The 12,507-nt window shown below is 74.2% G+C and carries 8 protein-coding genes; 4 read left to right on the forward strand and 4 right to left on the reverse strand.

The window, feature by feature from the left end:
• Positions 1 to 61 precede the first annotated feature (61 nt).
• Together glgP and OHL10_RS09445 are read left to right on the forward strand one after the other, a co-directional pair.
• The gene (glgP, locus tag OHL10_RS09440) at positions 62 to 2,668 is read left to right on the forward strand and encodes an alpha-glucan family phosphorylase (RefSeq protein ID WP_265521939.1); all 2,607 of its coding nucleotides are present in this window, start codon (positions 62 to 64) and stop codon (positions 2,666 to 2,668) included.
• 149 nt (positions 2,669 to 2,817) lie between these two features.
• Complete coding sequence (locus OHL10_RS09445; protein WP_265521940.1) at positions 2,818 to 3,861, forward strand: hypothetical protein; 1,044 nt, start codon at positions 2,818 to 2,820, stop codon at positions 3,859 to 3,861.
• Positions 3,862 to 3,945: 84 nt separating this feature from the next.
• Here OHL10_RS09445 and OHL10_RS09450 read toward each other — a convergent pair whose 3' ends face one another.
• From OHL10_RS09450 to glgX, 3 genes are all read right to left on the reverse strand, one after another.
• On the reverse strand, positions 3,946 to 5,094 hold the full coding sequence (locus OHL10_RS09450) for a hypothetical protein (RefSeq protein WP_265521941.1): 1,149 nt from the start codon (positions 5,092 to 5,094) through the stop codon (positions 3,946 to 3,948).
• Positions 5,095 to 5,229: 135 nt separating this feature from the next.
• Positions 5,230 to 6,963, reverse strand: a complete 1,734-nt coding sequence (locus OHL10_RS09455) for an FAD-binding dehydrogenase (protein ID WP_265521942.1) — start codon at positions 6,961 to 6,963, stop codon at positions 5,230 to 5,232.
• A 57-nt stretch (positions 6,964 to 7,020) separates the two neighbouring features.
• Positions 7,021 to 9,324, reverse strand: coding sequence for a glycogen debranching protein GlgX (glgX, locus tag OHL10_RS09460; protein WP_265521943.1), 2,304 nt, complete (start codon positions 9,322 to 9,324; stop codon positions 7,021 to 7,023).
• Positions 9,325 to 9,492: 168 nt separating this feature from the next.
• On the opposite strand from glgX, the gene OHL10_RS09465 reads away from it, so the two are divergent.
• Both OHL10_RS09465 and OHL10_RS09470 read left to right on the forward strand, forming a co-directional pair.
• Positions 9,493 to 10,296: an electron transfer flavoprotein subunit beta/FixA family protein gene (locus OHL10_RS09465; protein WP_265521944.1), complete on the forward strand. Its 804-nt coding sequence runs from the start codon at positions 9,493 to 9,495 to the stop codon at positions 10,294 to 10,296.
• An 11-nt stretch (positions 10,297 to 10,307) separates the two neighbouring features.
• Complete coding sequence (locus OHL10_RS09470) at positions 10,308 to 11,348, forward strand: electron transfer flavoprotein subunit alpha/FixB family protein (RefSeq protein ID WP_265521945.1); 1,041 nt, start codon at positions 10,308 to 10,310, stop codon at positions 11,346 to 11,348.
• Positions 11,349 to 11,357: 9 nt separating this feature from the next.
• Here OHL10_RS09470 and OHL10_RS09475 read toward each other — a convergent pair whose 3' ends face one another.
• Positions 11,358 to 12,398 carry an aminoglycoside phosphotransferase family protein gene (locus OHL10_RS09475; RefSeq protein WP_265521946.1) on the reverse strand — a complete coding sequence of 347 codons (1,041 nt, stop codon included), beginning with the start codon at positions 12,396 to 12,398 and terminating at the stop codon, positions 11,358 to 11,360.
• Positions 12,399 to 12,507: the final 109 nt, after the last annotated feature.

The raw sequence follows: 12,507 nt of genomic DNA on the forward strand, positions 1-12,507 counted from the left end.
TTACACGTCGGTGCACACAGCGGTGCACCACCCCCTTGCGCACCTGCGTAAGGTCAGACCCGTGAGAGCGATCCGACGATTCACCGTCCGCACCGTCCTGCCCGCCGCGCTGCAGTCGCTCGACGACCTCGCGCACAACCTCCGCTGGTCGTGGCACGCCCCGACCCGCGACCTCTTCGCCGGGATCGACCCCGAGCTGTGGGCGACCGTCAAGGGCGACCCGGTCGCCCTGATCGGCGCGCTCGGCTCCGAGCGGCTCGCCGGTCTCGCGAGCGACGAGCACTTCGTCGAGCAGGTCCGCGCGGCCGCCGCCGACCTGCGCCGCTACCTCGAGGATCCCCTGTGGTACCAGGAGCAGGACGCGGCGGCGTCCGCCGAGGGCGCGGGCCTGCCCGCCGCCATCGCCTACTTCTCGCCCGAGTTCGGCATCACGTCCGTGCTGCCCCAGTACTCCGGCGGACTCGGCATCCTCGCGGGCGACCACCTCAAGAGCGCCTCCGACCTCGGGGTGCCGATCGTCGGCGTCGGGCTCCTGTACGGCGCCGGGTACTTCAAGCAGTCCCTGACGCGCGACGCGTGGCAGGTCGAGACGTACCCGCTGCTCGACCCCGACGGGCTGCCCCTGACCATCCTGCGCGAGGACGACGGCACGCCCGCCCGCGTCACCCTCGCGCTGCCCGGCGGCCGGTCGCTGCACGCCCACGTCTGGGTCGCCGCCGTCGGCCGGGTCCCGCTGCTGCTGCTCGACTCGAACGTCCCGGGCAACGACGAGGCCGCGCGCAAGGTCACCGACCGGCTCTACGGCGGCGGCGGCGAGCACCGCCTCCAGCAGGAGCTGCTGCTCGGCGTGGGTGGTGTGCGCGCGCTGCGGCTGTGGTCGCGGCTCACCGGCGCACCGGCGCCCGAGGTCTACCACACCAACGAGGGGCACGCCGGGTTCCTCGGCGTCGAACGCATCCGCGAGCTCGTGGCCGAGCAGGGCCTCACGGTCCCCGAGGCGCTCGAGGCCGTGCGGGCCGCGACGGTCTTCACGACCCACACCCCCGTGCCGGCCGGCATCGACCGGTTCGGTGCGGACCTCGTCGCCCAGTACTTCGGCGGCGACAACGCCATCGACGGCGTCCCCCTCGACGAGATCCTCGCGCTCGGCGCCGAGGACTACGAGGGCGGCGACCCGACCGTGTTCAACATGGCCGTCATGGGGCTGCGCCTCGGCGGTCGCGCGAACGGGGTCTCCCTGCTCCACGGCGAGGTCTCGCGCGGGATGTTCGAGGGCTTGTGGCCGGGCTTCGACGCCCGCGAGGTCCCCATCACGTCGATCACCAACGGTGTCCACTCGCCCACCTGGGTCGACCCCAAGCTCGCGGCGCTCGCGAGCGACCGGCTCGGGCTGGACGAGCTCACGGCCGAGGTCGCGTCGTCGGGCTGGCTGCGCGGCGAGCACGAGGGCGGCATCGGCGACGCCGAGCTGTGGGGCATGCGCCGCGAGCTGCGCGCCCAGCTCGTCGACGAGGCGCGCCACCGCGTGCGCAAGTCGTGGCGGGAGCGCGGCGCCAGCCCGGCCGAGCTCGGCTGGGTCGACGACGTCCTGTCGCCCGACGTGCTGACCATCGGGTTCGCCCGGCGGGTGCCGACGTACAAGCGCCTCACGCTCATGCTGCGCGACCCGGCGCGGCTGCGCGCGCTGCTGCTGCACCCCGAGCGGCCCGTGCAGCTCATCGTCGCCGGGAAGTCGCACCCGGCCGACGACCAGGGCAAGCGCCTCATCCAGCAGCTCGTGCGCTTCACCGACGAGCACGACGTGCGCCACCGCATCGTCTTCCTGCCGAACTACGACATCGCGATGGCGCAGTCGCTCTACCCGGGCTGCGACGTCTGGCTCAACAACCCGCTGCGCCCGCTCGAGGCGTCGGGGACGTCGGGGATGAAGTCGGCGCTCAACGGCGGGCTCAACCTGTCGATCCTCGACGGGTGGTGGGACGAGTGGTTCGACGGCGAGAACGGCTGGGCGATCCCGACCGCCGACGGCGTCGAGGACCCCGACCGTCGTGACGACCTCGAGGCCGCTGCGCTGTACGACCTCGTCGAGACGCAGGTCGCCGCCCGGTTCTACGACCGTGACGCCGACGGCGTGCCGGGCCGGTGGCTCGAGATGGTGCGCCACACCCTCGCGACGCTCGGCCCGAAGGTCCAGGCGACCCGGATGGTCTCGGAGTACGTGCACCGGCTCTACGCACCGGCGGCTGTCGCCGGGCGGACGCTCGACCGCGGCGGCTACGGGCCGGCACGCGAGCTCGCCCGCTGGAAGCGCACGGTGCGCGACGGCTGGTCGCACGTGCGCGTCGACCACCTCGAGTCCGGGGGCATCGGTGAGGTGCCGCAGGTCGGGGACACCCTGACCGTGCGGGCCTACGTCTCCCTCGGCGACCTGTCGCCGCAGGACGTCGAGGTGCAGGTCGTGCACGGGCGTGTCACCGAGGCCGACGTCATCGAGGAGTTCTCCGTGCAGCCGCTCGCGCTCGCGGAGTCCTACGAGGCGGGCCGGCACGCGTTCGCCGGCACCGTCGAGCTGGAGGCGTCCGGACCGTTCGGCTACACCGTGCGCATCGTCCCGCGCCACGACGGCCTCGCGAGCCCGGTCGAGCTGGGCCTCGTCGCGAACGCCTGACCCCGAGGTAGAGCCCCTGTCGCCGAGATAGAGCTCTGGTTGCGTACCAGGGTTCTACCTCGGCGACGGGCGTTCTACCTCGGCGGGAGTTGTCCACAGATGTGGGGGAGCTCCCCGTCTTGGGTGGTCTCATTCGGCACGCTGAGCGCATGAGGAAGCTCGAGACGACACCCCGTGGCGTCCTCCGGTCCGCCCTGCGCGACGCCGCCGCCCGGCGCGCTTCGGGCACGCTCCCGCCACCCGGCCAGCTCGTCGCCGGCAACGGCCCGGGCATCGTCCCGCCCGCGGTGCCCTACGACCCGTCGCACCGCGCAGAGCTCGCGCGGCGCGCGCGGGACGGGACGCTCGTCCGCGTCCGGCGAGGTGTCTACCTGCCCGGCCCACCGACGTCGGGCACCACCGCGCCCGACAACGAGGACGCCCGCGACCGCGACGCACGGATCCTCGCCCAGGTCAGAGGCGTCGCGGACCGCTTCACGACGCCGTACTGGTTCAGCCACGAGACCGCTGCCCTGCTCTGGGGCTGCTGGACGTGGCGCACTCCGCCGCTGGTCCACCTGACCCAGCTCACGAACCCGCGGGTGCAGCGCACCGCGGACCCAGGCCTGCGACGGCACTGGACGCCGTTGCCGACCAGGGACCAGGGCGTGCTCGACGGCGTCCCGGTCACCAGCCTGGAGCGCACCGTCGTGGACTGCGCCCGCTCGCTCCCACCTGCGGGTGGCCTCGTCGTGGCGGACTCCGCGCTGCGGCTCGGGCTGGACGTCGCGCTCGTGGACCGGGTCCTCGAGGAGGCGGCGGGCACGCGGGGAGTGGTCCGGGCGCGGCGTGTGCTGGGGCTCGTGGACCCGGGTTCGGGCTCGCCGGGCGAGACGCTCGTCCGTCTCGCGGCGATCGACGCCGGCTGCCCGACGCCGGTGAGCCAGGTCGCCGTCCGCACGCGCCTCGGGACCTTCTGGGTCGATCTCGGTTGGCCCGAGCTGCGGGTGGGGATCGAGTTCGACGGCGCGGCGAAGTACTCGGGCGGGCAGTTCGGCGACCCCGAGCAGGTGCGGCGGGACGAGCAGGACCGGCACGCGGCGCTCGTCGCGGCGGGGTGGTGGATCGTGCGCGTCACCTGGGCGGATCTCGCCGACCCGGTCGCGCTGGGCCGCCGGCTCTGGGACGCACGCCGCCGCCGTCCGCCCAGGTAGAACCCCGGTCCGCCCAGGTAGAACCCCTGTGCGCGAGGTAGAACGCCCGTCGCGCGCTGGCGTTCTACCTCGCGCAGAGAGGTTCTATCTCGGCGCGGGGGACCGGTCGACGAGGTCGAGGTAGCGCACCCGTGCGGCGAGGACGTCGCGCAGCTGGGTGCCGATGCCCTCGACGAACTCCTCGCGGTACACCGCGTCGACCTGGACCGAGATGGCGTAGTAGAGCCCGGTGAACGTCGCGATCGCTACGGACACCCGCAGGAGCGTCTGCGTGAGCACGAGCTGTGTACCGCCCAGCCCGACCGCCTCCTGCCACACCCCGCCCTCGACGGTCCACAGCGCCATGACCTCGGGCGTGATCGTCAGCATGCCGAGGCCGACGAAGAACAGCCCCATCCCGACGCTCACGACGATCACCTGGAGCAGCTGGCTGGTGGCGATCATCGCGCTGAGGTTGACCTGCTGCGACCGGGTGAGGTCGGCGGCGGTCCTGCCACCGGGGACGTCGTCCGCCGCGTCGCGCAGCGCCGCGCGCGCCTCGCCGGGGACGCGCAGCGCGACGAACGTGAGGATGATCAGCGCGAAGAACGCTCCGAGGATCAGGTCCGCGGCGCCGTGCGTGCGGTCGAACACCTGCCAGACCTCGGCGTTGTAGAACAGCACGAGCGAGAACACCATGAGCAGCGGGAGCAGCCGCACGAGGCGCAGGAGCGACGTGCCGAGCTCGTCGACGACCCGCGCCATGCCCCACCACAGGGACGCGAGCAGCCCGTAGCCGACGACGAAGCGGATCACGCCGAGCAGGACGAGGTTGCCCCCGGCGGTGACCAGGCCCTCGCCCCACTGCCCGCCGAACACGACCGGCAGGACGGCGGGTGCGAGGACGAAGAAGGTCAGCTCCGGCACGCCGACGGACTGCGGCAGGGTCGACCAGCGCCGCCCCCGCAGCACGTTGAGTCCCGCGTAGGCGCCCCCGACGAGCAGGACGGCACCGACGAGCGCGAGCACGTTCGCCCAGGCGGGCCAGGTGGAGCGCACCGCGCCGCTGAGCTCGGCGAGCAGCACCACGAGCAGGAAGGGGGCGGACCGGCCGTACACGTCGCGGCCGAGCGAGTGGTTCTCCACCAGGAGCGGCAGACCGTTGCGGCGGAAGAACCGTTCGCAGCCTGCGGCATCCAGGTGCCCGACGGCGTCACGCGCGGGGGGAGGGGACGCGTCGCCGGGCACGTTCATGCTGGGGACCCTACCGGCACTGCCCTGCCCACGAGGTAGACCCTCCGTGCGCGAGGTAGAACCCCAGTGCCTGACTGGCGTTCTACCTCGCGAGCCTGGGTTCTACCTCGCCGGGGTGTGGCCGGGGGCGGAGGGTCAGGTGAGCTCGGCGGCCAGGGCGCGGCCGGCGACCCGGCCGGAGTAGAGGCACCCCCCGAGGAAGGTGCCCTCGAGCGCGCGGTGGCCGTGCACGCCGCCGCCGCCGAACCCCGCGGCCTCGCCGACGGCCCACAGGCCCGGCAGCAGCGAGCCGTCCGCGCGGAGCACGCGTGCGCTCGTGTCGGTGTGCAGTCCGCCGAGCGTCTTGCGCGTCAGCACCGACAGCCGCACCGCGACGAGCGGCCCGTCCTGCGGTGTGGTCAGCGGCCGGGGCGGCGCGACCCGGATCATCCGGTCCACGCGGAACCGGCGCGCCATCGCCGTGGCGACGACCTGGTGGTCCTTGCCGAGGCCCGAGCGCACCTGGGCGTCGCGCAGGGCGATGGTCCGGGCGAGCGCGACCGCGTCGACGTGCCCGCGCGAGCCCTGCGTCGCGGCGGTGAGCGCGTTCATCCCGGCGGCGAGCTCGGACGGCGTCGAGCCTCGCACGAACTCGGGCGACTCGGCGGCGAAGCGTGCGACCGGGCCCACGGCTCGCGGCAGGACCCGTTGCGCGAGGAGGGCGAGGTTCTTGCCGGTCAGGTCCGGGTTCTGCTCGGAGCCGGACAGCGCGAACTCGGTCTCCATGATGGCCTGGTTGAGCACGAACCAGGAGTGGTCGTCGCCGCGCGACGTGACGTGCTGCAGCGCGCCGAGCGCGTCGAAGCCGGGGAACAGCGGCGCGGGCAGCCGGCCGCCGTCGGCGTCGAGCCACAGCGAGCTCGGGCCGGGCAGGATGCGGATCCCGTGGTCCGACCACACGGGGGAGTGGTTGGCGATCCCCTCGGGGTAGTGCCACATCCGGTCCTCGTGCACGACCGCCGCGCCTGCGCCCGCCGCGACGCCGATCATCAGTCCGTCGGTCGAGTCCGGCACCCCGGACAGCATGCGCCCGGGCAGCGTGCCCGCAGCCGCGGGCCACCGCGAGCGCACGAGCTCGTGGTCGGCCCCGATCCCGCCGGAGGAGACGACGACGGCGCTCGCCGACAGCTCGACCTCGCCGACGACGGCCCGTGAGGTGGGGACGCCGCGCCCGGCGCGGTCCGGGGCGAGGACCTCGGCCCGGACGCCGGTGACAGCACCGTCGGTGAGCACGAGGGACGTCACGCGGTGCCGGAAGCGGACGTCGAGCAGACCGGCGGCACGGGCGTCGAGCGCTGCGGCGACGAAGGGTTCGAGGATCGCCGGTCCGGTGCCCCACGTCACGTGGAAGCGCGGGACGGTGTTGCCGTGCCCGCCGGCGGGGTAGCCGCCGCGTTCGGCCCACTGGACGAGCGGGAACCAGCGCACGCCCTTCGCGTGCAGCCACGAGCGCAGCTCCCCGCTCGCGAAGTCGACGAAACCCTGCGCCCAGGCGTACCCGTAGCGGTCGGGGCCCTCGCCGCGGTCGGCGCCCGGGGCGAACTGCGCGGAGCCGAGCCAGTCGTCGAACGCGAGCTCGACGTCGTCGTGCACCCCGAGCCTGCGCTGCTCGGGCGAGCCCACGAGGAACAGGCCGCCGAACGACCACCACGCCTGCCCGCCCAGGCTGGCGGGTGGCTCCTGCTCGAGGAGCAGCACCCGCTTGCCGGCCGCCGTCAGCTCGGTCGCCGCGACGAGGCCCGAGAGCCCTGCGCCGACCACGATCACGTCCGCGGTGTCACCGGCGCCAGCCGCCGCCCGGTGCACCCTGTCGACCCCGTCGTCGTCCATGCGCCGACCCTAGCCCAGCGCCGCCGCGCGCGGCGCTCACGCGGACGCGCTCGGCGCTCAGACGGACGGGCTCGCGTCGGGCAGCTCCAGCGCCTGCTCGGCGGTGTAGACGTGCACGCTCAGCGGCTCGAGCTGGACCTCGTCCCCGGCCTGCACGTGCAGGTCCCCGTTCGAGCTCTCACGGTCGTCGGGGTGCTCCCAGTTCGAGTCCCAGACGAGCTCCCATCCCACGGGTTCCGACCGCGCGTTCGCGAGCGTGGCCGGTACGGCGTCGAGGGACCCGTTCAGCACGACGAGGACGTCGCGGGCGCCGGCGACCGGCGCGGTGCGGATCATCTGCAGGGTCCGGGTCGCGGGATCGTGCCAGGTGTCGTGGTCGACGACGGTGCCGACGGCCGTGAACCACGCGAGGTCGGGGACCCGCTCGGTGACGGTGTGCCGCGGCTGCCCCAGGAAGAACGAGTCGGCGCGCAGCGCCGGGTGCTCGCGTCGCAGGGCCAGCAGGTGCGCGGTCGTCGCGCGCAGGTCCTGGCGCCAGGGGGACAGGTCCCACGACACCCACGAGATCTCGTTGTCCTGCGCGTAGGCGTTGTTGTTCCCCCGCTGGCTGCGACCGGACTCGTCGCCGGCGGTGAGCATGGGTGTGCCCGCCGCGAGGATCAGGGTCGCCAGCAGGTTGCGGATCGACCGCCGCCGCAGCGGGGCGATCTCGACGCCGGGCTCGAGATGGGCCTCCGTCCCGCTCGCCACCGTGTCGAGCCGGCCCTCGAACCCGTGGTTCCACGAGCGGTTGTCGTTCGTGCCGTCGCGCCCGTCCTCGCCGTTGGCCTCGTTGCGCTTGTGCTCGTAGGCGACGAGGTCGGCGAGGGTGAAGCCGTCGTGCGCCGTGACGTAGTTGACGGAGGCGACCGGACCGCGCACGAGCGGCGGGTCGGAGTGCCCGAACAGGTCGGCGGACCCCGCGAGGCGCGTCGCGAGCTCGCGCACGCCGTGGCCCTGGCGGCCGTGGGAGGCCTCGCGGGCGTCGGCGAGCCAGAACTGGCGCGTCGCGTCGCGGAACCGGTCGTTCCACTCGGCGAACGGCGGCGGGAACTGCCCGGTGCGCCACCCACCGGGCCCGACGTCCCAGGGCTCGGCGACGAGCTTGAGGCCGGACAGGACGGGGTCCGTCTGCAGGGCGACGAGGAACGGGTGGTTCGGGTCGTAGCCGTGCTCGCCGCGACCGAGGGTGACGGCGAGGTCGAAGCGGAAGCCGTCGACACCCACCTCCTCGGCCCAGAACCGCAACGAGTCCAGGGCCATCTGGATGACCCGCGGCCGGCGGAAGTCGAGCGTGTTGCCGGTGCCGGTGACGTCCGCGAGGGTCGCCGGCGCGGACCCGTCGTGCAGGTAGTAGACGGCGTTGTCCAGGCCGCGCCACGACACGTGCAGGCCGTCCGGGCCGCCCTCGCAGGTGTGGTTGTACACGACGTCGAGGAGCACCTCGATGCCGGCCTCGTGCAGCAGGTGGACCATGCCGCGGACCTCGTCGAGGACGGCGCTCGGCCCCGCCTCGCGCGCCGCCCGGGTCGCGTAGGGCGCATGCGGGGCGAAGAACCCGAGGGTCGAGTAGCCCCAGTAGTTCGTCAGCCCCTTCGCGACGAGGTGCTGCTCGCTCGCGAACGCGTGGATCGGCAGCAGCTCGAGCGTGGTGACCCCGAGCGAGTGCAGGTGCTCGATCGTCGCGGGGTGCGCGAGGCCCGCGTACGTGCCCCGCAGCTCCGGGGGCAACGCCTCGAGTCCGTGGGTCAGGCCGCGCACGTGCGCCTCGTAGACGACCGTGTCCGCCCACGGCACGTGCGGGCGCCGGACCGGCGGGTGGTGGTCCCGCGGGGCGACGACCACCGAGTGCGGCACGTGCGGCAGGGAGTCGCGGTCGTCGGCCGGGCCGTACGCGTCGCCGGAGAGCCCGCCGTCACGCGGGTCGCCCGTCGCGACGTGCCCGCACACGGCGGGGTCGTGGTCGAGCTCGCCGACGAGCCCCCGCGCGTACGGGTCGACGAGCAGCTTGGCGGGGTTGTGGCGCAGCCCCGCGGCCGGGTCCCACGGCCCGTGCACCCGGAAGCCGTACCGCTGCCCCTCGTGCACGCCGGGCACGTGGGCGTGCCAGACGCCGTAGGTCGGGCCTTCCAGGGGCACCCGCCGTTCGCTGAACCCGGCGGGGGAGCCGTCGTCGATGAGGCACAGGTCGACCGCGGTGGCGTGCGAGGCGAGCACCGCGACGTCGACGCCCCCGTCGGTGACGTGGACGCCGAGCGGGGGGACGTGGCCGTGACGGTCCGTGGGACGGACGGCGGGACGGGGGACGGGTGGCTCGTGCACCCGACCATTGTGACGGGTCCGCGGCGGCGACCGGTGCGGCGGTGTGCGTCATCTCACCGTGGGTGCCCTCCTCGCGGGTGCGCCACGGAGCGGTAACCTTCCGACTGTCGGCGGGCTCAGGTGCCCGCGTCGACTCAGGGCCACCAGCTCACAGGGAGTGATCACCCGATGCGGATCGTCGTCGCCGTCAAGTACGTCCCGGACATCCATGCCGAGCGAGGTTTCGCCGACGGGCGGGTGGTGCGGTCCGCGGAGGAGGGCACGCTCAACGAGCTCGACGAGAACGCCCTCGAGGCCGCCCTGCGCATCATCGAGTCGCTGCCCGAGGACGAGCGGGCGGTGAGCGAGATCGTCGCCGTGACCATCGCGGGACCCGAGGCCGACACCGCCGTGCGCAAGGCCTACCAGCTGGGGGTCGACCGCGGGGTGCGCGTGAGCGACGACGCGCTCGCCGGGTCCGACTACTTCGGCACGGCGCGGGCGCTCGCGGCCGCGGTGCGCCGGCTAGCGGAGGAGGCGCCCGTCGACCTCGTGATCACCGGCATGGCGGCGCTCGACGGGCTCGGCTCCGTCGTCCCGGCGCTGCTGGCCGCCGAGCTCGGGCTCGGGCAGCTCACGCTCGCCGCACGCCTCGAGGTGGCGGACGGCGAGGCCCGCATCACCCGCGAGCTCGACGGCGTGACCGAGGAGCTCGTCGCGCCGCTGCCGGCAGTCGTGAGCGTGACCGACCACGCCAACTCGCCGCGCTTCCCGAACTTCAAGCTCATCATGGCGGCGCGGTCGAAGACGGTGGAGGAGTGGACCCTCGCGGACCTGGGTCTCGACCCCGCGACCGTGGGCGCCGCCGGGGCCCGCACGCACGTCCTCGCCGCGACCCCGCGGCCGCCGCGGCCCGACGTCGAGCTCGTCGTCGACAAGGGCGAGGGCGGCCGCGCCCTCGCCGAGTACCTCATCCGCAACGAGCTGGTCTGAGAGGCGCACCGATGACCGAGCAGACGACCCCCCGCACCAACCGCACCGTCCTCGTTCTCCTGGACACCCCCGCCACCGAGCTGCGGTCCTCGGCGCTCGAGCTGCTGACGATCGCGCGCGGCCTCGGCCGCGTCGAGGCCGTCACGCTCGAGGCGCCCAGCGTGCCCACGCTCGCGCAGCTCAGCGCCTACGGCGTCGAGATCGTGCTGCAGGCCGAGCTCCCGGCCGCCGTGCGCGGCGGCGACGACGCCCACCTCTCGCCCGTGGTGGCCGAGGCGCTCGCGGCGGCGCTGCGCCTGCGGGACGCCGACGCCGTGATCCTCTCGGCGACCTTCGCGAACAAGGAGGCCGCCGCGCGCCTCGCCCACCTCACGGGTGCCGGTCTGGTGATCGACGCGACGTCCGTCACCGAGAGCGCGGAGCCGGGCCCCGAGCTCGCCGACGCACCGCCCGCGGGGTCGCTCGTGGCGGGCAAGCGGGTCTTCGCCGGGTCGTGGGACACGTCGTGCGTCGTGCGCACGGAGACGGCCGTCTTCACGGTCCGCCCGAACTCGATCGTCCCCGAGCCGGCACCGGTCGCCGTGGCGACCGAGGTCGAGGGCTTCGCCGTCGAGGTGAGCGAGCTGGCCACGGTCGCGCGCAGCGTCTCGCGCGAGGTGCACGAGCGTGCGGTCGGGGGCCGGCCGTCGCTCGCCGAGGCGGCGGTCGTCGTCGCGGGCGGCCGGGGCACCGACGGTGACTTCGGCCCCGTCGAGGACCTCGCCGACGCGCTCGGCGCGGCGGTCGGCGCGAGCCGTGACGCGGTCTACGAGGGCTGGTTCGACGAGTTCGTCGGGCAGACGGGCGTGACCGTCGCACCGCGGCTGTACATCGGTGCGGGCATCTCCGGGGCGCCGCACCACCGCGGGGGCATGCAGGCGTCGCAGGTGATCGTGGCGGTCAACAGCGACCCCGAGTGCCCGCTCTTCGAGATCAGCGACTTCGCGGTCGTCGGCGACCTCGCCGACGTCCTCCCGCAGGCCGCGCAGGTCATCCGAGAGCACAAGGGCTGAACCGGCGGCTCAGATACCGAGCTCCTCCAGCCAGGCTACGGCCGCGATGCCCTGCGCCCGCTGGAACGGCCGGAGGCCCGGGCCGTCGGGCGGCGGCGGCTTGCGCGCGGAGTCGAGGAAGTAGCCGGCGATCCCGGCGACGACCGCGCGGAGGTCGCCAGGGTGCACCCTGGCCCCGAGCGGGTGCTCGGCGAACCGCCGGGCCGCCCACGCCCCGCCGTCGCGGGCTGCCGCGCGGCTCCGCATGACGGGGGCGACGAGGTCGTCGACGCCCTGCATCAGCACGCTCGGCAGGAAGAGCGCGAGGTCGAGCCACGGTGCCCCGCGCATCGCGTGCGGCCAGTCCACGAGATAGGCCGCGTCGGCAGTGAGCAGCACGTTGTCGCCCCGGATGTCGCCGTGCACGATCGCCTCGCCCTCGCACGCGACGAGCACGTGGCGCTCGACCGCGACGAGCTCGTCGAGACGCTGCGCCGCCCACGGTGCGTCCTGGGCAAGGGTGGGCGTCGGTTCAGCGCGCAGGCGCGCCCACCCGCTCGACATCGACGCCAGCTCCGGGCCGGCCGGTGGCAGCGACATCGCGCGGGCGCCGGGTACGTGCGCGAGGACGTCGAGGGCGGCGAGGACGCGGTCGAGGTCGTCGAGGGGCCACGGCACGGGAGGCACACGCCCGGCAACGGCCTCGTACGCCAGGACGATCCAGTCGGTGTCACCGTGCCCCCACAAGAACCTCGGTGAGGGGACCGGTCGGGGCAGGTGGATCGCGATGTGCGCCTCGGCGCGGTGGAGGTCGGCGGTCGCACGGTGGTCGCCCGTCCGGGCGGCCTTGACGAAGATGCGCTCGCCGGTCGCGAGCGTGAGGACCGAGGCGAGACCCGGGCTGAAGCCGGTCGTCGTGGTCGTCTCGGCGACGACCCGGGCACCCGCCACCGCCTCGATCTCGGTGCGCAGGTCCTCGGGCAGGTCGCTCCAGCGCAGCCGGGACCCGCCGAAGGCACGGGGGACCTCGGGGAGGGCTGCGACGGCAGCGGCTGACGCGTCGTCGGGCATCGGTGCGCCACTTCCAGGGCTCGTGGAGGGTCGGTAGGCGAAGATCCGAGCGGCCGGATCTCGCCAGGCACGATCATCCGACAACGTAGCGGTTTTCGCCTGCTGTCAT

The sequence above is a fragment of the Oerskovia flava genome, assembly GCF_026163685.1.
Classification (GTDB): Bacteria; Actinomycetota; Actinomycetes; order Actinomycetales; family Cellulomonadaceae; genus Oerskovia_A; species Oerskovia_A flava.